The sequence below is a fragment of the Streptomyces sp. N50 genome (assembly GCF_033335955.1).
In the GTDB taxonomy this organism is placed as follows: Bacteria; Actinomycetota; Actinomycetes; order Streptomycetales; family Streptomycetaceae; genus Streptomyces.
The window spans coordinates 3,452,501-3,473,436 of record NZ_CP137549.1; the positions used below are offsets into that span (position 1 = coordinate 3,452,501).

16 protein-coding genes (1 of these 16 cut by a window edge) are annotated in these 20,936 nt (G+C 71.3%); 4 read left to right on the plus strand and 12 right to left on the minus strand.

What is annotated here, in order from left to right:
* Positions 1 to 743: the 5' portion of a stage II sporulation protein M gene (locus R2B38_RS15065; RefSeq protein WP_033286663.1), read on the minus strand. The gene continues 265 nt to the left of window position 1, outside the view; 743 of the gene's 1,008 nt are visible here — the first part of the coding sequence; its start codon is at positions 741 to 743; the stop codon falls past the left edge of the window.
* A 128-nt stretch (positions 744 to 871) separates the two neighbouring features.
* Between R2B38_RS15065 and R2B38_RS15070 the strand changes: the two genes are divergently transcribed.
* On the plus strand, positions 872 to 1,900 hold the full coding sequence (locus tag R2B38_RS15070; protein WP_318016690.1) for an RDD family protein: 1,029 nt from the start codon (positions 872 to 874) through the stop codon (positions 1,898 to 1,900).
* A 32-nt stretch (positions 1,901 to 1,932) separates the two neighbouring features.
* On the opposite strand, the gene R2B38_RS15075 is transcribed toward R2B38_RS15070, so the two are convergent.
* A complete protein-coding gene (locus tag R2B38_RS15075) occupies positions 1,933 to 2,547 on the minus strand; it encodes a hypothetical protein (RefSeq protein WP_318016691.1) in 615 nt (204 codons plus the stop codon).
* A gap of 177 nt (positions 2,548 to 2,724) precedes the next feature.
* On the minus strand, positions 2,725 to 4,182 hold the full coding sequence (gene ahcY / locus R2B38_RS15080; RefSeq protein WP_318016692.1) for an adenosylhomocysteinase: 1,458 nt from the start codon (positions 4,180 to 4,182) through the stop codon (positions 2,725 to 2,727).
* A gap of 470 nt (positions 4,183 to 4,652) precedes the next feature.
* On the opposite strand from ahcY, the gene R2B38_RS15085 reads away from it, so the two are divergent.
* Both R2B38_RS15085 and lepB read left to right on the plus strand, forming a co-directional pair.
* Complete coding sequence (locus R2B38_RS15085) at positions 4,653 to 6,998, plus strand: fructose-specific PTS transporter subunit EIIC (RefSeq protein ID WP_318016693.1); 2,346 nt, start codon at positions 4,653 to 4,655, stop codon at positions 6,996 to 6,998.
* Between the two features lie 107 nt (positions 6,999 to 7,105).
* Positions 7,106 to 7,783 carry a signal peptidase I gene (lepB, locus tag R2B38_RS15090; protein ID WP_318016694.1) on the plus strand — a complete coding sequence of 226 codons (678 nt, stop codon included), beginning with the start codon at positions 7,106 to 7,108 and terminating at the stop codon, positions 7,781 to 7,783.
* 61 nt (positions 7,784 to 7,844) lie between these two features.
* Here lepB and R2B38_RS15095 read toward each other — a convergent pair whose 3' ends face one another.
* From R2B38_RS15095 to R2B38_RS15120, 6 genes are all read right to left on the minus strand, one after another.
* A complete protein-coding gene (locus R2B38_RS15095; protein WP_318016695.1) occupies positions 7,845 to 8,825 on the minus strand; it encodes a cation diffusion facilitator family transporter in 981 nt (326 codons plus the stop codon).
* A gap of 147 nt (positions 8,826 to 8,972) precedes the next feature.
* Complete coding sequence (gene manA / locus R2B38_RS15100; protein ID WP_318016696.1) at positions 8,973 to 10,124, minus strand: mannose-6-phosphate isomerase, class I; 1,152 nt, start codon at positions 10,122 to 10,124, stop codon at positions 8,973 to 8,975.
* Between the two features lie 109 nt (positions 10,125 to 10,233).
* A complete protein-coding gene (locus tag R2B38_RS15105; protein WP_318016697.1) occupies positions 10,234 to 11,361 on the minus strand; it encodes an SIS domain-containing protein in 1,128 nt (375 codons plus the stop codon).
* Between the two features lie 31 nt (positions 11,362 to 11,392).
* A complete protein-coding gene (locus R2B38_RS15110) occupies positions 11,393 to 11,563 on the minus strand; it encodes a Trm112 family protein (RefSeq protein ID WP_019072213.1) in 171 nt (56 codons plus the stop codon).
* A gap of 473 nt (positions 11,564 to 12,036) precedes the next feature.
* Positions 12,037 to 13,401 carry a phosphomannomutase/phosphoglucomutase gene (locus R2B38_RS15115; protein WP_318016698.1) on the minus strand — a complete coding sequence of 455 codons (1,365 nt, stop codon included), beginning with the start codon at positions 13,399 to 13,401 and terminating at the stop codon, positions 12,037 to 12,039.
* Positions 13,402 to 13,758: 357 nt separating this feature from the next.
* Positions 13,759 to 14,190: a DUF3499 domain-containing protein gene (locus tag R2B38_RS15120; RefSeq protein ID WP_078532602.1), complete on the minus strand. Its 432-nt coding sequence runs from the start codon at positions 14,188 to 14,190 to the stop codon at positions 13,759 to 13,761.
* A gap of 279 nt (positions 14,191 to 14,469) precedes the next feature.
* On the opposite strand from R2B38_RS15120, the gene R2B38_RS15125 reads away from it, so the two are divergent.
* Positions 14,470 to 14,919, plus strand: coding sequence for a metallopeptidase family protein (locus R2B38_RS15125; protein ID WP_033286654.1), 450 nt, complete (start codon positions 14,470 to 14,472; stop codon positions 14,917 to 14,919).
* 29 nt (positions 14,920 to 14,948) lie between these two features.
* Here R2B38_RS15125 and R2B38_RS15130 read toward each other — a convergent pair whose 3' ends face one another.
* From R2B38_RS15130 to R2B38_RS15140, 3 genes are all read right to left on the minus strand, one after another.
* Positions 14,949 to 16,436 (minus strand): DUF5719 family protein, encoded by a 1,488-nt coding sequence (locus R2B38_RS15130; RefSeq protein ID WP_318016699.1) that lies wholly within the window; start codon positions 16,434 to 16,436, stop codon positions 14,949 to 14,951.
* A complete protein-coding gene (locus tag R2B38_RS15135; protein ID WP_318016700.1) occupies positions 16,433 to 20,152 on the minus strand; it encodes a glycosyltransferase in 3,720 nt (1,239 codons plus the stop codon). The genes R2B38_RS15130 and R2B38_RS15135 overlap by 4 nt, the downstream gene beginning before the upstream one ends.
* A 186-nt stretch (positions 20,153 to 20,338) precedes the next feature.
* Positions 20,339 to 20,602, minus strand: a complete 264-nt coding sequence (locus R2B38_RS15140) for a WhiB family transcriptional regulator (protein WP_003975777.1) — start codon at positions 20,600 to 20,602, stop codon at positions 20,339 to 20,341.
* Positions 20,603 to 20,936 lie beyond the last annotated feature (334 nt).

Sequence of the window (20,936 nt, forward strand, 5' to 3'; positions counted from 1 at the left end):
GAGCGTGGGCCGGGGTCGATGAGGGTCCAGCCGAGGCGCATCCCGGTGCCAGCGGCGACGAAGACAGCCGTGAGTTCGAGCAGGCCGTGCGGGAGGATCAGGCCGAGAAAGGTGTCGAGCCGGCCCGCCGACGACATCAGGCCGATGCCTACGCCCAGGTTGAGCATGTTCTCGAAGAGGATCCAGAGGACCGGCAGGCCCAAGAAGACGCCCAGGACCAGGCACATCGCGGCGGCCTTGGCGTTGTTCGTCCAGACCTGCGCCGCGAAGGCCGCCGCCGGATGGCTGGAGTAGTAGGTCTCGTACTCGCCACCGGGGCGGGTCAGTTCGCGCAGTTGGCTCGGGGCCGCGATCGAGGACTGCACCTCGGGGTGGGTGCCTATCCACCACCCCAGGAGGATCGCGACCACCGTCGACAGCAGCGCCGTGGGGACCCACCAGTGACGTGCTCTGTAGACGGCGGCCGGAAAACTGTGGCCCAGGAAGCGCGTGACATCGCGCCAGGAGGCACGACGGGTTCCTGTCACCGCACTACGCGCGCGTGCCACGAGTTGGCTGAGCCGACCGGTGAGTTGAGGGTCCGGCGCGCTGGACTGGATCAGGGAGAGATGGGTGGCCGTGCGCTGGTACAGCGCGACGAGTTCGTCGGCCTCGGCGCCGTTCAGGCGACGCTGGCGGCGGAGCAGCGCGTCGAGGCGGTCCCACTCGGCGCGGTGGGCCGAGACGAAGACGTCGAGGTCCATCTGGTTGCCTGCTCCTCGGCTGCTCGTCGACTGCTGGTCGGGGATCAGCTTGTCGTACTGGGGCGCGATATGCCCTCAGCTTGGCAGACTGGCTGTTCCAGGGGCAGAGCAGGGGAAGGGCGGCAGACGTGAGTGAGCTGGTGACGGGCGAGGCGGTGGCGCTGGAGTTGCGCCCCGCGAGGCTGCCCAGCAGGGCGCTGGCGGTGTTGCTCGATCTGATCGTGGCCATCGCCGCCTACACCGCTGTCACCGTGGCGCTGATGTTCTCCACTGCCTCTTTGGATGTTGCGGCGCAGGTCGCGATGTCGATCGCGGCCTTTGTGCTGATCCTGGTGGGCGGGCCCATAGCGGTGGAGACCCTGAGTCATGGGCGTTCGCTCGGGAAACTGGCGTTCGGGCTGCGCGTGGTGCGGGACGACGGCGGGCCGATCCGGTTCCGGCACGCGCTCGTGCGGGGTGCGATCGGCGTGATCGAAATCCTGATGACGGTCGGTGTCGTCGCCTGTATCGCCTCGCTCGTCTCGGCGCGCGGTCGGCGGCTCGGGGATGTGTTCGCGGGCACTCTGGTCGTACGGGAAAGGGTGTCCGCCGGGCAGACTGCCTTTGTGCCTCCGCCGCCGCCTTGGCTGACGGGACGTTTCGCCGAGCTTGATCTGTCCGCCGTTCCCGACGGATTGTGGCTGGCCATCCGGCAGTACCTGACGCGGATGCAGCAGCTGGATCCGCAGGTCGGCTGGGCCATGGCCGAGCGGCTCGCCGCGGACCTCGTGGCGCGTACGGGGGCTCCGGCTCCGCAGGGTGTTCCGTCGGCCGCGTATCTGGCGGCGGTGGTGCAGGAGCGGCAGGCGCGTGATGTGCGGCGGGCCTTCGGGAACGGCGCGGTCGGGGGCGTACCGGTCGGCGGGTTCAGGCCCGCGGCGGGTGTACCGGGTGCCTTCGGCAACTCGGCGCTCCAGCCGTCTCCGGCTCCTCAGCAGCCGTACGGCTCGGCTCCCGCGCCTGCACCTGCTTCTTGGCCGGCCGCTGCCGCTCCCCCTGTCCCGGCCCCAGGTGGCACGGGAGCCGATCCCGTCGCGCCCGGTACCCAGCCCTCAGCGCAGCCCAGCGCAGCGCCCGCCGCCCCTAAGCCCTCCACCGGGTTCGCGCCGCCCGCCTGACTCTCCTCGCCGCCACCCCGCAACGCCGCCGCTCAACCGAAGACGGACGGCGGCGACTCCAGTTCCTCCAGTTCGATGCCGGGTGCCGCGAGGACCACGTCTCCGGCGATGTGTACGGCGTACTGCTCGCCCGTGTCCAGGGCTGTGACCTGGTATTCGTCCACGGTCAGAGGGCCGTTGTCAGTGCCGTGTGCTTCTCTTTTCAGCAAGGCCCAGGACTGGCCCACGGTGCGGGGGGCGAGGACCGGTTCCGTAAGGCTGACCAGGCTGACGCGGGTCGCGGCAGAGGAAGGGGTGAGGCGCAGGAGACGGGTGGTGGCGATGAGGAACGCCGGAGAGGTGCCGGTGAAGGCGTGGGCGCGCACATTGCCTTCGGTGGCATCGGTGCCGGTGGGGTCGGTGCGGACCCAGGTGACGCCGTCGAGGGCGGCGCCGCGCACCTGCCAGCTCGCCGCGTGGAGTTCCAGGCGGATGGGGCGGCCGAGTTCGTCGAGCGTGAGGTCGACGGAACCGCTGTGGTCGCCCGAGGGGGTGGTGAGTTGGGAGACATAACGCCAGCCGGACGGGCCGGGGGCGCACTGGAAGTGTTCGTCAGCGAAGGGGGTGTGATCGTGCGGATCGTGGAGCGAATAACGGCCGCGGGGCATCGGGGTCCTGGGTCTTGACGGGCCGGTCCGGCCAAAGGAACCAAAGGGGCAGGCCCCCGGCACGGGGGTGCGGGGGCCTGCCTCGGAGGATCTGCTGGTGAGTACCTGCCGCTGAGGCCGCGTCAGTGCACGGACGCGGTCACAGCGGGCGGGGTCACAGCCAGCGGGGTCGCCGGATCAGTAGCGGTAGTGGTCCGACTTGTACGGGCCCTCGACCTCGACGCCGATGTACGCCGCCTGCTCCGGGCTGAGCGTGGTCAGCTTCACGCCGAGCGCGTCCAGGTGGAGGCGGGCGACCTTCTCGTCGAGGTGCTTGGGCAGCACGTAGACGTCGGTCGGGTACTCCTCGGGCTTGGTGAACAGCTCGATCTGGGCCAGGGTCTGGTCCGCGAAGGAGTTGGACATCACGAACGAGGGGTGGCCGGTGGCGTTGCCCAGGTTCAGCAGGCGGCCCTCGGACAGCACGATGAGGACCTTGCCGTCGGGGAACTTCCAGGTGTGGACCTGCGGCTTGACCTCGTCCTTGACAATGCCCGGGATCTTCGCCAGGCCGGCCATGTCGATCTCGTTGTCGAAGTGGCCGATGTTGCCGACGATCGCCTGGTGCTTCATCTTGGCCATGTCCGCAGCCATGATGATGTCCTTGTTGCCGGTCGTGGTGACGAAGATGTCGGCCTTGTCGACGACCTCGTCCAGCGTCGTGACCTGGTAGCCGTCCATCGCCGCCTGCAGCGCGCAGATCGGGTCGATCTCGGTGACGATCACGCGGGCGCCCTGTCCGCGCAGGGACTCAGCGCAGCCCTTGCCCACGTCGCCGTAGCCGAGGACGACCGCGGTCTTACCGCCGATGAGGACGTCGGTGGCGCGGTTGATGCCGTCGATCAGGGAGTGGCGGCAGCCGTACTTGTTGTCGAACTTCGACTTGGTGACGGCGTCGTTCACGTTGATCGCCGGGAACAGGAGGGTGCCGTCACGGTGCATCTCGTAGAGACGGTGCACGCCGGTCGTGGTCTCCTCGGTCACGCCGCGGATCTCCGAGGCGAGCTGGGTCCACTTCTGCGAGCCCTCGGAGATGGTGCGCTGCAGGACCTGGAGGACGACGCGGTGCTCGTCGGACTCGGCGGTGTCGAGGGAGGGGACCTTGCCGGACTTCTCGTACTCGACGCCCTTGTGGACGAGCATGGTGGCGTCGCCGCCGTCGTCCAGGATCATGTTCGGGCCGCCGGTGGGGGTGTTCGGCCAGGTCAGCGCCTGCTCCGTGCACCACCAGTACTCCTCCAGGGTCTCGCCCTTCCAGGCGAAGACGGGGATGCCCTGGGGGTTCTCGGGCGTGCCGTTCGGGCCGACGGCGATGGCGGCGGCCGCGTGGTCCTGGGTGGAGAAGATGTTGCAGGACACCCAGCGGACCTCGGCGCCGAGGGCGACCAGGGTCTCGATCAGGACGGCGGTCTGCACGGTCATGTGCAGCGAGCCCATGATGCGGGCGCCGGCCAGCGGCTGGCTGGCGGCGAACTCGCGGCGGATCGACATCAGGCCGGGCATCTCGTGCTCGGCGAGGGTGATCTCCTTGCGGCCGAACTCGGCCAGGGAGAGATCGGCGACCTTGAAGTCCTGTCGGTTGTCGACAGTCGTCATGGAGAGGTGCTCCTCGGGGTTGGGGCCTGGTGGATACGGCTGGTCTGCGCGGCGGCGGACACAGGGGTGCCCGAAGGAGGGCACAGGAATGCCCGCGTACGCGCAGCGCAGTCCGTCGGAGGCCCTCTCTCCCTCGGTCGGTCCGCGTCGGGACCGCCCGACCGCCATCAGCAGCGACGTCTGGCTCCCACCCAAGCTACACCGGTGGACCCGGCCGCCCCCAGCCCACCTCGGGACGGATCCGGCCGAACTCCGGCGGGTGTCCGGTGTCGGACCGGGTTTACGGGGGAGCTGCGACAGGGTGCCCGCGGGCGGTGGGCGGAGAGGAGCGGACGACGGCGACCAGGGACTTCCGTGTCTTTGAGCCGGCCGTCGGATGTTGCAGGATGCACGGAGATCAGGAACCTCTGATCGATCCTGCGGGACGTCCGGGACGGCGTTCCGCACGACGAAGGTGTTAGGAGAACGACGTGACGACTACGGCCGGCCCTCCCCCCACGGGCGGCGGCGATGGCGAGCGGCAGCGGTTGAGGCTGCTCGCGGTGACCGCGTGCCCGACCGGCATCGCCCACACGTACATGGCGGCGGAGAAACTCGCCCAGGCCGCCGAGAGCCGCGGCATCGGCATGAAGGTGGAGACGCAGGGTTCCATCGGGGCTGAAAACGTCCTAGATGACAACGATGTCAGCACGGCCGACGGTGTGATCGTCGCCGCGGACAAGGACGTGGACCTGAGCCGTTTCGTCGGCAAGCGGGTCCTCGTGGTCGGGGTCGCCGAGGGCATCCGGCATCCCGAGCGGCTGATCGAGCAGGTGCGGTCGGCGCCCGTGCACACGGGGGACGGTACGGCCGCGGCGACGGCGGCGCCGGGCGGCAGGGAGCGGAGCGTCGCGTACAAGGCGCTGATGAACGGGGTCAGTTACATGATCCCGTTCGTCGTGGTCGGCGGGCTGCTGATCGCGATCTCGCTGTCGCTCGGCGGCCATCCGGACCCCTCGGGCGGTCTGGTCATCCCGAAGGACTCCTTCTGGATGGACGTGAACAACATCGGCGTGATCGGTTTCACGCTGATGGTGCCGATCCTGTCCGGATACATCGCCTACGCGATCGGCGACCGGCCCGCGCTCGTGCCGGGCATGATCGGCGGCTGGATCGCCAACACCGGTTCGCTGTACGACTCGAAGGCCGGCGCCGGGTTCATCGGGGCGATCGTGACCGGGTTCCTCGCCGGGTATCTGGTGCTGTGGATCAAGAAGGTCCAGGTCCCGAAGTTCGTGCAGCCGATCATGCCGATCATCGTGATCCCGATCGTGGCGACGACGGCGCTCGGGCTGTTCTTCATCTACGTCATCGGGAAGCCGATCTCCTGGATGTTCGAGCACCTCACCAGCTGGCTCGGCGGGATGACCGGCACCAGCGCGATCCTGCTCGGCACGATCCTGGGGCTGATGATCGCGTTCGACATGGGCGGACCGGTCAACAAGACGGCGTTCCTGTTCGGCGCGGGGCTCATCGCGACCGGCAACCAGGCCGTCATGGGCATGTGCGCCGCCGCGATCCCGGTGATGCCGCTCGGCCAGGGCCTGGCCACGCTGATACGGCAGCGCCTCTACACCGAGCAGGAACGGGAGACCGGTCTGGCCTCGCTGTTCATGGGCTGCTTCGGCATCTCCGAGGGCGCGATCCCGTTCGCGGCGGCGCGGCCGGCGCAGGTCATCCCGGCCAACATGCTGGGCGGCGCGGTGGCCGGTGCGGTCGCCGGGCTCGCCGGGGTGAAGGACGCGGTGCCGCACGGCGGCCCGATCGTGGCGGTACTGGGCGCGGTGAGCGGCGTACCGATGTTCTTCGTCGCGGTGGCGATCGGTACGGCGGTCACCGCGGTGACGACGGTCGCCCTGGTCGACGTGAGCGAGCGGAAGCGGCGCGGGGCGCTTGCCGGGCACCGGGTCGGCACGGGCGAACCCGAGCCTGCGTTGGTCGGGGCGGGGTTCGGAGCGCCGGGCACCGGGGGCCTCGTAGCGGAGAGGGCTTCGCATGGGGGCGCGGCTGCGGGCGGTGTGGTCTGGTCAGCCGGGTCAAGTGCGGGGCCTGCGGCTGCCGTTGGGGCCATGGTCGGCGATGACTCGGCCGACTCGGGTCTGGTCGACTTCGGTTTGGCCGACTCAGGCTTGGCCAACGCCGACTTGAGCAAGGCCTACCTGGCCGGCGCCGACTCGGCCGATGTCGGCTCGGTCAACTCTGGCTCGGCCGCCGCCGAAAGCGCCCCTGATTCCGATTCCGATTCCCGCTCCCCCGCCACGACCCCCGACCCGGAGATCCGCCCCGGAATTCTCCCCGAGGCTCTCCCTGAAGTTCCCCCCGAAGTCCTCTCCGGCTACCTCACCGAGCGGACCGTGAAGGTGCGGCTCGACGCGTTCGACAAGGAGGCCGCGATCCGGGAGATGGCCGGGCTGCTGGCGCGGACCGGGAAGGTCGTCGACGCCGAGGAGTTGGTGGCGACCGCGTTGCGGCGGGAGGCGCGGGGGACGACCGGGCTCGGGGAGGAGATCGCGATTCCGCATGCCAAGACGGATGCGGTGAGTGCGCCGGTGGTCGGGTTCGCGCGGTCGGCGGAGGGGGTCGAGTGGGGCTCCCTGGACGGTACGAAGGCCCGGCTGGTGTTCATGATCGCCGTGCCGGAGGCGGCCGCCGGTGATGAGCATCTGCGGATTCTGGCGCTGCTGTCACGGAAGTTGATGGACGCCGGGTTCCGGGAGCGGCTGTCGGCGGCCGAGGACGAGGCGGCGGTGCTCAGTGTGCTGAGCGAGGTCGGTTAGCCGACCGGTGCGGGCCCGCGGCCGTCACAGGTCGCGGGCCCGCACAGACTGTTCACAGAGACCCGTTACTCTCGCGCCCGCGGAAGTGCCGCACGGGGAGGGAAACGATGTCGGGCAAGGGGCGGGGACTTGGGGTCGCGGCTGTCGTGGTGGGGCTGCTGGGGGTGGTGCTGGCGGTCGGCGCGCTCGCGTACGGGCGGAATTCGTACGGGGCTTCCACCATCAGCAGCGAGAGCATGGCGCCGACGTACGAGCCGGGCGACCGGATCATCTACGAGAAGGTCGACGGCGGCGAGGTGCACCGCGGTGACGTCGTGCTGTTCTCGGCGCCGGACCGCTACGGGTTCAGCGCGAGCGTGATGCAGCGGGTCGTCGGGGTGGGCGGCGACCGCGTGGTGTGCTGCACGGGTTCGGGCACGGCCGCGCGGATCACCGTGAACGGCAAACCGCTGGCGGAGCCCTACGTCAAGCAGGGTGACGTCGACGGCCTGCACAAGACGTACGACGTGACGGTCCCGAAGGGCCGGCTGTTCCTGCTCGGTGACAACCGGGCGAACTCGAGGGACTCACGTCTCTTCGCGAGCGACCACGACGGCACGGTGGCCGACTCCGCAGTCCGGGGCCGGGTGACCGACGACCGTACGGTCGCCTCCGGCATCGGGGGTGCCGTCATCGGCGGGGTCGTGCTCGCCCTGGTCGGGATCGGCCTGGGGATCGCCGCGTTCGTCGTACGGCGTCGGCAGCGGGCGGTGCCGGTGGCGCCGTGGCCCGTCCAGCAGGGCTAGTTGGAGCCGCGGGGCCTGTCGGACGTCTCGGCGGGCCCCGCTGTCGTAGCGGCGGAGGGGGTCAGTGTTCGGCGGGGTGCTGGGCCGGGCCTCCCGGAGTCGCCTCGCGGTCCGCGCCCTTCGTTGCTTCGGACTCGCTGTAGATGTCGGGTTCGAGGTAGATCACGCGGGCGATCGGGACGGCTTCGCGGATGCGGGACTCGGCGGCGTTGATCGCGGTGGCGACCTCGGTGGCCGTGTCGTCGTGCTGGACGGCGATCTTGGCGGCGACGAGCAGTTCCTCGGGGCCGAGGTGGAGCGTGCGCATGTGGATGATGCCGGTGACCGTGTGGCCGTCGACGATCGCGGCCTCGATCTTCTTGACGTCCTCGATGCCGGCGGACTCACCGAGCAGCAGGGACTTGGTCTCGGCGGCCAGGACCAGGGCGATCAGGATGAGCAGGATGCCGATGCAGAGGGTGCCGATGCCGTCCCAGACGCCGTCGCCGGTGAGCAGGGCCATGCCGACGCCGCCGAGGGCGAGGACCAGGCCGATGAGCGCGCCGAAGTCCTCCAGGAGGACGACCGGCAGCTCGGGGGCCTTGGCGCGGCGGATGAACTGCGACCAGGAGTGCGTGCCGCGCAGTTCGTTCGACTCCTTGATGGCCGTGCGGAACGAGAAGCCCTCGGCGATGATCGCGAACACGAGGACGCCCACCGGCCAGTACCAGTGCTCCAGTTCGTGCGGGTGCCTGATCTTTTCGTAGCCCTCGTAGACGGCGAACATGCCGCCGACGGAGAAGAGGACGATGGAGACGAGGAAGGCGTAGATGTACCGCTCGCGGCCGTAGCCGAAGGGGTGCTGCGGGGTGGCCTCGCGCTGGGCCTTCTTGCCGCCGATCAGGAGCAGGGCCTGGTTGCCGGAGTCCGCGAGGGAGTGGACGCCCTCGGCGAGCATCGAGGACGAGCCGCTGAAGGCGAACGCGACGAACTTCGATGCCGCGATCGCGAGGTTGGCGCCGAGTGCCGCCACGATCGCCTTGGTGCCGCCTGACGCGCTCATGTGTTCGCGGTGTCCCTTCGCCTTCGTACGTCTACGCCGGACGTCTGCCCGCTGATGGGCCGTCCGACCGTCTTTGCCCGTCCTTTGCCGGTGGGCCATTCTTGCAGCCCTGCCCGACGACGGCGCGTCAGGTATCCACAGGCCCGGTCATACGATCACAGTGGCCCGGAAGACCGTGCCCACGCCGGACACCTCGGCCGTGTCTCCCGCCGGGACGAACACCGACTGACCGGGCGCCAGTTCGAACGCGCCCGCCTTCACCGCGCCGGCCGTGCAGAGCAGGATCTGCGGGGTGTCGAGGGTGAGGTCGTGGGCGCCGGTGCCCTCCGGGAGGACGTACCGGGACAGCCGGAACTCGTCGATGGGGGTCTCGTAGACCTCCTCGCCGTCCGGGGACGCCTCGGGGCGCAGCACTCCGGGGTCGCTCGCCTCGAAGCGGACGACGCGCAGGAGTTCGGGGACGTCGACGTGCTTGGGGGTCAGGCCGCAGCGCAGGACGTTGTCGGAGTTGGCCATGATCTCGACGCCGAGGCCGTTGAGGTAGGCGTGCGGGATGCCGGCGCCGAGGAACAGGGCCTCGCCGGGCTGGAGTCGGACGTAGTTCAGGAGCATGGCCGCGATGACGCCGGGGTCGCCCGGGTAGTGGTGGGCGATGTCGGCGTAGGGCTCGTACTCGCCGCCCAGGCGTGTGCAGGCGGTCGCCGCCGCGGTGACCGTGTGGCGCATCTCCTCGGGGTCGGCGGTGAGGACCGCCGTGAGGACCTCGCGCAGGGCGGCTTCCTCGGGGTGCGCGTGCAGGAGGTCGACGTACGGCTCCAGGGAGTCGACGCCGAGGCCGGCCAGCAGGTCGGCGGCGTGCAGCGGGTCGCGGAAACCGCACAGGCCGTCGAACTCCGTGAGCGCGCAGATCAGTTCGGGCTTGTGGTTGGCGTCCTTGTAGTTGCGGTGCGGGGCGTCCACGGGGATGCCCCGGCGCTCCTCGTCGGCGTAACCCTCCTTCGCCTGAGCCAAGTTGGGGTGCACCTGGAGGGAGAGCGGGGCGCCGGCGGCGAGGATCTTCAGCAGGAAGGGCAGCCGCGGGCCGAACTTCGCGACCGCCTTCTCCCCCAACTCCCGCTCCGGAGACGCCTCGATGACCTCGACCAGCGTCCCGCGCGCGGTGCGCGAGGGTGCGCCCGGGTGCGCGCCCATCCACATCTCCGCCTGCGGCTCGCCGCTGGGCTCGACACCGAGCAACTTCGGGATGGCGGTCGTCGAACCCCAGGCGTAGGGGCGGATGGTGTTGTCGAGGCGGTCCATGTGGCTCTCTACCGGTTCTCTCTGCGTACGACCCGAGGACGACCTGGGTACGACGTGGCTTTGCGCTCCGTACGGCGGTGTACGGCGGCTCAGGGCTTCGACGACAAGATCAGGCGCCCGAGGCGAGCGCCAGGTAAACGGCGGCGAAATCCGTCATGGCGATCAGCTCGGCGAGGGTCTCCAGCTCGCCGCCCTCCTCCGGCTCCAGCTCGCTGATCGGCGTGTCGTGGCTGAGGGCCAGGTCACGGGCGGTGGGCGCGGCGGTGAGGCCGCCGATGGGACGGTCCCGGAGCAGCACCACGCGTGCGTGCAGCGCGGGTGCCTCGTCGACGCGGTCCCTGAAGAAGTCGTCGGGGTCGGCGCTCGCGGCGAGCGGGCCGGCCAGCAGGGCGTTGTGCTCGGCGAGCGCCTCGGGGAGTTCGGAGACGAGCGCGGGGCGGCCGGCCAACTCCGCGAGCGCGGCGGCGAACCGGCGGCCCGCCGGACCTGCCGACGTGCCCTCCGTCCAGATCACCGGGAGCGAGTCGGCGAGTTCGGAAGCCAGGGTCTTCGCGGGATTGCTGTACGTCGCGACGGCGGGCCCGCAGCGCTCGGCGACCTGGTCGAGCCGGTCGGCGACCTTCTCCAGGGCCTCCGGAGGCGCGCTGAGCAGGCCTGTGCGGTCCAGGATCGCGAGCAGCGGGGTGAGCAGCGCCCAGAGCACTCCGGGGGCGGAGGCGGCCAGCGGCTCGTCGTGCTCGTACGGCGCGGTCGCCATCGGTACGAAGAGGCCGTGCGCGCCGTCCACCGCCTCGGTGAGGGGGCTGCGGGCCGGTGCTACGGCGACGACGGTGCAGCCGCGGCGGTAGGCCTGCTCGGCGAGGAGGGACAGTCCGGGTTCGGTGCCGTCCGGGGTGGTAATCAGCAGGAGGTCCACGGAGCCCGCCCAGCCCGGGAGTTCCCAGCGCAGGGCGCCGGCCGCGGGGGCTACGCCGGTGGGCGCGAGGCGGGTGACGGGGCTGCTGGCGCCGGCGAGGGTGCCGAGCAGGTCGGCGACGCAGGTGGCGGCGGCGCCCGGGCCCGCGATCAGGATGGCGCGGGGGCGGCCGTCCGGTTTCAGGTCGTGGACGCCGGCCTCGGCGGCGTGCCGGGCGGCTGTGCGCACCCGGGCTCCGGCTTCGGCGGCACCGCGGAGCAGGGCTCGGCGGTCGGCCTCGGCCAGTGCCTCAGGGGTGTCGAGCAGCGATTCGTCGAGCATGGGCGGCGGCCTCCGATCGCGTCGTCGTCGGTTACGCGGGGTGGCGGGCCTCGTCGACGAGCAGTACGGGGATGCCGTCCCGGACGGGGTAGGCCAGGCCGCAGTCCTCGCCGGTGCAGATCAGCTCGGTGTCCTGCTCCTTGAGGGGGGCATGGCAGGCCGGGCAGGCCAGGATCTCCAGGAGGCCGGCTTCGAGCGGCATGAGGTGTCCCTCCGAGGGGGTGTCTGCGACTTGTCTGCGACGCTTGGGCGGATGTGCCTGGTCAGGGTACCGCCGGTTGAAGAGGCTTGCCGGGGTTGGGGCCGACGTCCCTGGGGGCTGCGCCCCCAGACCCCCCTTCGGCCTGAACGGCCTCGTCCTCAAACGCCGGACGGGCTGAGAGTGACGGCCTACGTTGGAGAGGTGCGGCCCCCTCCGGGGTGGGTGGGGGTTGGGGACGGTGAACTCCGCCTCCCGCGCAAGGCGAGCCGAAAATGCCGACCGGCGCCGCAGAAGCGCACCCCCCTGAGTGGGAGCGGGACGATGCGCTCTGCCTCGGACGCCGAGCCAGCTGAGAGTGCCGACCGGCGCCAGAGATGTGCGCCCCTGGTGGGCGGGAAAGTGAACCGGGCCTCAGACGCCGGGCGCGCTGGATCTACCGACCGGCATCGAAGAAACCGTCAGCCCAACCCCCGTCACCCCCTGATGATCCCCAGCACCTCATCCCGCACCTTCCCCATCGTCGCCTCGTCCCGTGCCTCCGCGTTGAGCCGCAGGAGCGGTTCCGTGTTGGAGGGGCGGACGTTGAACCACCAGTCGGCGGAGGAGACGGTGAGGCCGTCGAGTTCGTCGAGGGTGAGGTCGGACTGGTTCTCGTAGGCGGCGCGGATCGCCGCGAGGCGGGCCTGTTGGTCGTCGACCGTGGAGTTGATCTCGCCGGAGCCCACGTAGCGGTCGTACTGGGCCACGAGGGCGGAGAGGGGGCCGTCCTGGCCACCCAGGGCCGCGAGGACGTGGAGGGCGGCCAGCATGCCCGTGTCGGCGTTCCAGAAGTCCTTGAAGTAGTAGTGCGCGGAGTGCTCACCGCCGAAGATCGCGCCGGCCTTCGCCATCTCGGCCTTGATGAAGGAGTGGCCCACGCGTGTGCGTACCGGTGTGCCGCCGTTCTCCTTGACGACCTCGGGGACCGACCAGGAGGTGATCAGGTTGTGGATGATCACGCCCTTGCCGCCGTTCCTCGCCAGCTCGCGGGAGGCCACCAGGGCGGTGATCGCGGACGGGGAGACCGGGTCGCCGTTCTCGTCGACCACGAAGCAGCGGTCGGCGTCTCCGTCGAAGGCGATGCCGAGGTCGGCGCCTTCCTCGCGGACGCGTGCCTGGAGGTCGACGATGTTGGCCGGGTCGAGCGGGTTGGCCTCGTGGTTCGGGAACGTGCCGTCCAGCTCGAAGTACATCGGGACCAGGGTGAGCGGCAGGCCGGCGAACACCGTCGGGACCGTGTGGCCGCCCATGCCGTTGCCCGCGTCGACGACGACCTTCAGGGGGCGGATGGAGGTCAGGTCGACGAGGCCGCGGAGGTGCGCCGCGTAGTCCTCCAACGTGTCCCGCCGCGTGATCGTTCCCGTCGGTCCGGAGACCTCCGGCGCGCCCGAGTCCAGCCAGGACTCGACGAGTTGGCGGATCTCCGCGAGGCCGGTGTCCTGGCCCACGGGGGCCGCGCCCGCCCGGCACATCTTGATGCCGTTGTACTTCGCCGGGTTGTGCGAGGCCGTGAACATGGCGCCGGGGAGGTCGAACGCGCCCGACGCGTAGTACAGCTGGTCCGTGGAGCACAGGCCGATCTCGGTCACGTCGACACCGCGCGCCGCCGCCCCGCGCGCGAAGGCGGCAGAGAGGCCCGGGGACGAGGGCCGCATGTCGTGCCCGGTCACGATCGCGCTCGCGCCGGTCACTTGGACGAAGGCCGCTCCGAACAGCTCGGCCAACGACTCGTCCCACTGGTCCGGGACGACGCCCCGTACGTCGTACGCCTTCACGAGCTGTGACAGATCAGCAGACACGGCCAACCCTCCAGAAAGTTCCATCGGTCGCCTCAAACTACCCGCCAGGGCCGCCGTGCGACGTGCGGCAACCGAGCCGTCCACACACCGTTACCTCAGCTCAGGGCGGCATCTACCCCGGCGGCACAGGGTGGTTGGGTGAGGGGCTGTGTGAATCGTTGAACAACTCGCCCGCAGGCCAGGCGGATCGTTGAACGACTGGATCACCGAGCGAGTTGATCGTTGAACGACGGGCTCACTGAACAACCGGATCGTTGAACGACCGGCCGACTGATCAACAGAATCGTTGAACGACCGGCCGCCCGAACAACAGGATCGTTGAACGAACTCCGGCCACGAACTCCGCGACAGACGCCGTCAGTTGTCCGGCGAGCGCAGCACCCGAAGGTGACCCCGGCGTGCGACCTCCATCGGGTCCGCCGTGCGGGCCCCGCCTCCGCCGCCGGCGCCTGCCGCGCGCTCCTGGGGGCGGGCCGCCTCGCGCACGGCGTTGGCGAGCGCTTCGAGGTCGTCGCCGCTCGGGCGGGCCGGGGCGGAGCTGTCGAGGAGGCGGACGACTTCCCAGCCGCGGGGCGCGGTGAGGCGCTCGGAGTGCTCGGCGCACAGGTCGTAGCAGTGGGGTTCGGCGTAGGTGGCGAGCGGGCCGAGGACCGCGGTCGAGTCGGCGTAGACGTACGTCAGCGTCGCGACGGCGGGGCGGCCGCAAGCGGTGCGCGAACAGCGACGTACAGGGCTCACGACGTTGGACGGTACCGCACTCTTGAGCGGGCCGCGACGACTCTCCCCCAGGTCACCCCACCGTGTCGGGCTGTGAGACGCCCCACACACCCCACCCGCAACACGCCGCTGACCTGCACGGACACCCCTTTCCGGGATCTCGAACGAGGTCGGACCCGGTCACCACTCGGCACAAACACCGTCAATTGCCTTGAGAGGGACGGTCTTCGAGACATACGGAATCGAGCCCAACCTTGGCCGGAATGGTCATCCGGCGACATGCCGTGCCGAGCGCCCGGCGGCGGGTGGAGTCGGGCGGGCGGACCCGGCGGGGACTACGCTTCACCAGTGATGGACACCCCCGTACCGCCCTCCGCCGCCGGCCCCGGGCCCCGCCGCCGCGATCGCCACGGCCGGGGCATGCGCGGCCCGATCGCGCCGCCCCAGGTCCCGCTGGCCGCGAGCCGCGCCGACGCGTTCGCGGACCTGGTGCAGGACTCCGTGGAGCGCCTGGAGCGACGCTGGCCGCAGTTGTCCGACATCGATTTCCTCGTCCTGGAAGTCCCTCGACTGGGTGGTGCGGGCGAGGGCTGGAACGACGAGTCGGTGCCCCTGGGGGGCACGATCGCCGCCCGCGAGGGACAGCCCGCGCGCGTGGTGATCTACCGGCGCCCGGTCGAGATCCGCACGAAGGGGCGCGACGAACGGGCCGCCCTCGTCCACGAGATCGTCGTGGAGCAGGTCGCCGAACTGCTGGGGCTCACCCCGGAGACGGTCGATCCGCGCTACGGGGAGGACTGACACCCTCCCCGCGCGCGTGCCGCGGACCGCTACTTCTGGAGCACCGACAGATCCTCGTCCGTCTGCGGCACCGACACCGTCCCCCGGTCGTCGGGCAGCGTCTGGATCGTGAAGCCCGGTACGCCCTCCTCGGTCGCCGACAGCGTCCGGGCCGCGTACACCGGTCCGCCCGACTGCGGTTCGAGCGTCAGCGCGTACGTGCCCTTCAGGCCTGCGGGGACCGGGAGTTCGACGTCCTCGGTGGTGCCGGCCTTGATCGTGTACGTCTTCGAGACGGGCGTACCGCCGCCGCTGCCCGCGGACGCGGTGACCTTGACCGTCGCGGTGCGGGTGGGGGCGACCAGGGACAGCGTGGAGCCCTTGGCGCTGTTGTCGGCGGACGTCGCGCGCGTGCCGACCTGGCCGGTCGCCGGGATGAACGCCGTCTCCTGCTTGCTGCCCTTGCCCCGTACGACCTTCAGGGCGGCGACGATCGGCACGGACTGGTCGGTCGGGGTCAGGACCAGGGAGCCCGGGTCGCCGCGCGTGACGTCGCCCAGGTCGACGGCGGTCGTCATGCCCGCCTTCACGTGCACGGTCTCGTGCCCGGCGGGCGTGATCATCCCTGTGGGTGACGACAGCCGCACCTTCAGGTCGGCGTCCGAGTCGCCCGGTGTGAAGGCGATCAGCCGCACGGAGGTGGCGTCCTTCGGGATGCCCGGCATGACCAGGCTGCCCGCCGGGTCCGTTGACGCGGCCAGCCAGTCGCCGCCGAGCTTGGAGTCGAGGGCCTGCACGGACGCGCCGACCCGGCCGCTGCGCACGGTCACGTGCACGGTCAGGTCGGTCTCCTGGTCGTCGGTGAGCGTGGAGAGCAGGATCGGCTCGCTGGCGTGCGGCTCGACCGTGATGCCCTCCCCCACCGTCGACTTGAGGTCGCCGTCCTTGCCGTAGAGCTCGATGTCGACGACGGCGGCGGAGTCGTCCGGGTTGGTGAGGTGCACGTAGTCGGTGCGGCCGGTGGCGGTGCTGGCGCCCGGGAACCAGAACTCGGTGTCCGGGGCGGTGCAGTTGACGCCCTGGAGGCCGCGTCCGTTGCCCGCGGCGACCTCGGTGGTCTCCTGGACGGTCCAGCCGGGCGCGTACTTGCCCTCGGCGGTGCCGAGCAGCGCGGGCGCGTCGGCGCCGGAGTTGTCGCCGGTGGCCGGGGTGCCGGGGGCCTTCGGCTCCAGGACGGGCTTGGCGGGCTTCTTCTTGCTGCTCGTGCCGTCGCCCGACTCCTCGGTGGCCGACTGGAGTTCGGCCTTGCCGTCGCTGTCCGTGCCCTCGGTGACGGGCGTGAAGGACGTGTACGACGTGTCGGCGAGGTCCGAGGTGCTCGGCGCCGGGCAGAGCAGGCTGGTGCGCTCCACGGGCAGCTGGGCGGCCGCCTTGGCGGTGCCGGTGCCGGACGCGGCCGGTGCCTTCATCTCGGCGAACCCGGTGACGGCGGCGAGCGCGACCACGCCGGCGAGGAAGGACAGGGTGGGGCGGTTCACTGCTGGCTCCCGTCGGGGCGCTCGTCGCCGTGCGGTTGTCGCTGCTGGGCCGGGTCGTAGTTCGGGTCGTAGGCGGGGTCGTAGTTCGGGTCGTAGCCCTGGTTCTGGTTCTGGTCGTAGCCCTGGTCGTACGTCGGGTCGTAGGCCGGTGCCTGGGGCTGGCCGCCGTACGCGTACGGGTCGTACTGGCCGCCCTGGTAGGGGTCCGCCTGGTACGGCTGCTCGTAAGTGCCCGCCGGGTACTGCTCGTTGGTCTGGTACTGCTGCTCGCCGCCGTAGGTGCCGTACTCGGCGCCCGCGTAGCTCGCCGCGTCCCACTCGCCGTAGGACTGCTGCTGCGGGATCGCGGCGACGGCCTCCTCCTCCGGAGGAGGCATGGCACCCGCGGCGAACGCGTCGAACTGCCCGGTGTCCGCGGTCTCGTCGGTCTGGTCGGCGGTCTCGGCCTCGGCCTGGGCGCGCAGACGGCGGGCCCTGCGGCCCTCGCCCGCGACGGCCTGGGCCGGGATCAGCTCCTCCTCGGGGAGGTCGTCGTCGACGTCGCGGCGGCGGCCCGGGAGGGCGAGCACGACCAGGACGAGGGCGAGCGCGCCCTGTGCCCACAGCCAGGCGGTGTGCCCGATCGGGTCGTCGTAGGTGACGTCCAACGTGCCGCCCGAGGACGGGAGTTCGAAGCCCTGGGCCCAGCCGTCGACCGTGGTGCGGGTGAGCGGCTTGCCGTCCAGGGTGGCCGTCCAGCCCGCGGCGGCGGAGTCGGCGAGGCGCAGAATGCGGCCGGTGGCGCCGGACGCGATCTTGGTGTGGATGTCGACGGGTCCGGCGGCGACGGGCTTCGGGGTGGCGGTACCGGCGACGATCGCCGCGCGGGAGACCTCCTCGTCCACCCGCCACAGGGCGCTGCCGTCGGCCTGGCTGAGCCTGCTGAGGCCGGGCGTGGCGTCCAGGACGCGGCTCACCTCGCGGGGCGCGCCCTTGTGGACGAGGACGTAGCGCACGGCGAAGCCGCCGAGCTCGTCGGCCTGGTCGGCGCCGGAGCCGGCGACGAGGTTGGCGACGACCTTGTCGAGCTTGGTGTTCTCGCCGTCCGCCGCGGCGAACTCACCGTCTCCCATGCGGGCGCCGGAACCGCGCACCAGCATGTAGCCGACGTGCGCGGCGGAGTCGCTGTCCAGGACGAGGGTGCGGGCCTGGTCCTGGGTGCCGCTCTCCTCGGCGACGAACGCGGGCACCTGGGTCGGGTCGCGGCGCTCCAGGGGGCCGTCGGCGCCCCGGAGCATCCAGCCGGCGGCGACGAGCAGCGGGCCCGCGGCCGAGGCGAAGGCGATCAGCACGGCCACCGGCTGGCGCCAGCCGAAGCTCTGCTCGGCGACACGCGCGCGTGCCCCGTCGGCGCCGAGCGCGGCGGCGGCGAGGAGGGCGAGGCCGTAGACGAGGGTCGCGGGGCCCGCCCAGGTGGAGCTGTTGGACAGGATGGCGAAGACGAGGCCCACCAGGGCGACGCCCCAGGCCGTCCAGATGCCGAACTGCCGCTCGCTGCGCAGCAGGGCGGCGAGCGCGGCCAGGACGATGCCGATGAGCATCAGGCCGCTGACCGTGCCGGGGCCGCCGGGGCTGGCGCCGAGCAGGTCGAGGGGGGACGCGGACCCGGAGCCGTACTCCAGGCCTGCCTGCTGGAAGAAGCCGAACGGGAGCAGGGTCAGCGACCAGGGCGCCAGGATCAGCAGCGGGGTGCCGTACTGGGCCAGGAAGCGCGGGCCGTAGCCGACGAGGTCGCCGCGGCGCACGGCCAGCAGCGCGACGCCCAGGAGCAGCGTGATGGGCCAGATGATCGGCGTGAAGGCCGTGGTGATCGTCAGGAGCAGGGCGTACGCCCAGGTGGCGCGCCAGCTGCCGCGGGCCCCGGAGGCGTGCGTGAGGCCGCTGGCCGCGATGCCCGCGCGGGCCATCAGCGGGAGCAGCACGGCCAGTACGGCGGTGCCGATGTGGCCGCCCGCGAGGGCGCCGGTGGCGGCGGGCAGGAAGGCGTAGACGACGGCCGCCCACGCGCGCAGGAGGCGCGATTCGACGAGCGGGCGGGACGCGAAGTAGGCGGTGAACCCGGCCAGCGGGACCGAGGCGACCAGGAGGACCGTGACCGCGAGGCCGGTCGAGCCGAAGAGCAGCGAGGAGAGCATCGCGACGAGCGCGAGGTACGGCGGCGCGGACGGGGTGCCGCCGACGCCCACCGGGTGCCAGGAGTCCAGGAAGCGGGACCACAGCTCGCTGGAGTCGCCCGGGGCGGGCAGCAGCGCGCCGCCCGTGAGCGCGCCGCTGGCGAGCAGGCCGCGGCAGGCGACCAGGGAGACGAGCAGCAGCACCAGGAACAGCACCGGGCCCGGCTTGCGGGCGATGCGCTTCACGCGCGCGAACTGCTCGATCTCCAGGAAGTCCGCGTCGTCGCCGCCGGGTCCGGACTCGACGGCGCCGCCGTGCCGGCCGGCTCCGGAGGTGATCTCGGGGTCGGAGGTGTCGACGAAGCTTCCGGCGACCTGTTCGAAGGTGGCCCGCACGGTCGCGCCCGGCGGCGGGAACAGGGGCCGCAGTTCGGCCTTGTCGATCTGGGCGCCCGCGCGCCTGCGCCTGCCGGCGAGGATCCGCTCGGGGCGCAGCAACGTCCCCAGGAGGCCGCGGATCTCGTCGAGGGCCTGTCCGGGGACCTTGCCTACGAGGTTGGCGACGGTCCGCAACAGCGTGCCGACGACGACCCTGAAGAGGACCCAGGGCAGCACGGCCGTACGGCTGTTGACGAGCAGGGTGTAGACCGCGCCGGCCTTGTCGACCTTGTGCGGGGAGGCGACGGTGCGGCCCGCGCAGTCGACGGCACGGCGCTCGCGGGAGGCCGCCTCGGCGTGCCGGACGACCGCCTCGGGGGCGACCAGGACGCGGTGGCCGGCGGCGGTGGCGCGCCAGCACAGGTCGACGTCGTCCCGCATCAGGGGCAACCGGCGGTCGAAGCCGCCGAGTTCGTCGAAGACGTCGCGCCGGACGAGCATGCCGGCGGTGGACACGGACAGCACGGGCCGTACGTGGTCGTGCTGGCCCTGGTCCTGCTCGCGGCGGTCCAGGCCGGTCCAGCGGCGCCCGGAGTGGGCGATGGTGACGCCGACCTCCAGGAGCTGCCGCCGGTCGTACCAGCCGCGCAGCTTGGGGCCCACGACGGCCACGTCGTCGCGGCCCAGCTCGTACTCCTGGTCCACCACCCGCAGCAGTTGCGCCAGGGCGTCCGGCTCCGGGGCGGAGTCGTCGTGCAGCAGCCACAGCCACTGGACGGGCTCGCCGTACGGGAGGTCGGGCAGGTCGTAGGCGTCGTCGCGCCACGTGCGCGTGACGGGGTCCCAGCCGCTCGGGCGCTTCAGGTACGGCAGCTCGTCCGGGGTCAGCAGAGGCGACGTGCGGTTGGCCTCCTCGACGGCCTGGCCGAAGCCGGTGCGCCGGGCGAGGTGGAGCACGCGGTCGGCGCCGAGGGCGTCGGTGACCAGCTGGGCGGACTCGTCCGCGCTGCCGGTGTCGGCGGCCATGACGCTCTGCACGGGGCGCTCCTGGCCGAGCAGCCCGGCGAGCGCGTCGGGCAGCCAGCGGGCGCCGTCGTGGGAGACGAGCACCGCGGTCACCACGTGACGCGGGAACTCAGGAGTGGCAGCGTCGTGTTGGCCTGCCGTGTGGCTGTGCACGGACATCGAGGTACGGGCCCCGGTTCGATGGACTGCGGTGGACGCCCGAGTCCCGAGGGGACCGCGGTACGTCTCGGACGAGCGCCCACACTATCGGCTGGGCATGACGACGGCCCGCCGCCTGTGGATAACCCAGCTGCGACGGGCCGTTCGCTACGTCCCGAGGTATGTCCCGAGGTGCGCCGTCCGGCTTCAGACGGCGGCCTTCTTGAGCCGACGGCGTTCCCGCTCGGAGAGGCCGCCCCAGATGCCGAAGCGTTCGTCGTTGGCGAGGGCGTACTCGAGGCACTCGGAACGGACCTCGCACGCGAGGCAGACCTTCTTGGCCTCGCGGGTGGAGCCGCCCTTCTCGGGGAAGAAGGACTCGGGGTCGGTCTGGGCGCACAGCGCGCGCTCCTGCCAGCCGAGTTCCTCGTCCGCGTCGTCGACCAGCAGTTGCTGCACCAGCTCGGTCATGTGCGCCCCTCGTCTGTCTTTCGCGTCCCCGTGATGTGGCCGCCGTTACCGATGTCGGCTGAACGACACGAGTGAAATTACAAGTGTGCTGCTCCGGGCGAGTCAAGCCGAGATCTGCTATTGGGCCCCTTATTCACTCTGCGGAACCAAGGGCTAGCGGAAAGTGTTCAAATCGGCATAAACCTTGACAAGCAGAGGAGACCCCCCCGAGCGCCTCCTACCCCGAGACGGAGCCTGTACGGGGGAGGACGCCCAGGAGTTCGATCTCGTTCCACTGGGGTTTGTGCGCCCGGTTGTGCGCCATGTGTCCCGGTAGACACCTGAACAAACCTTT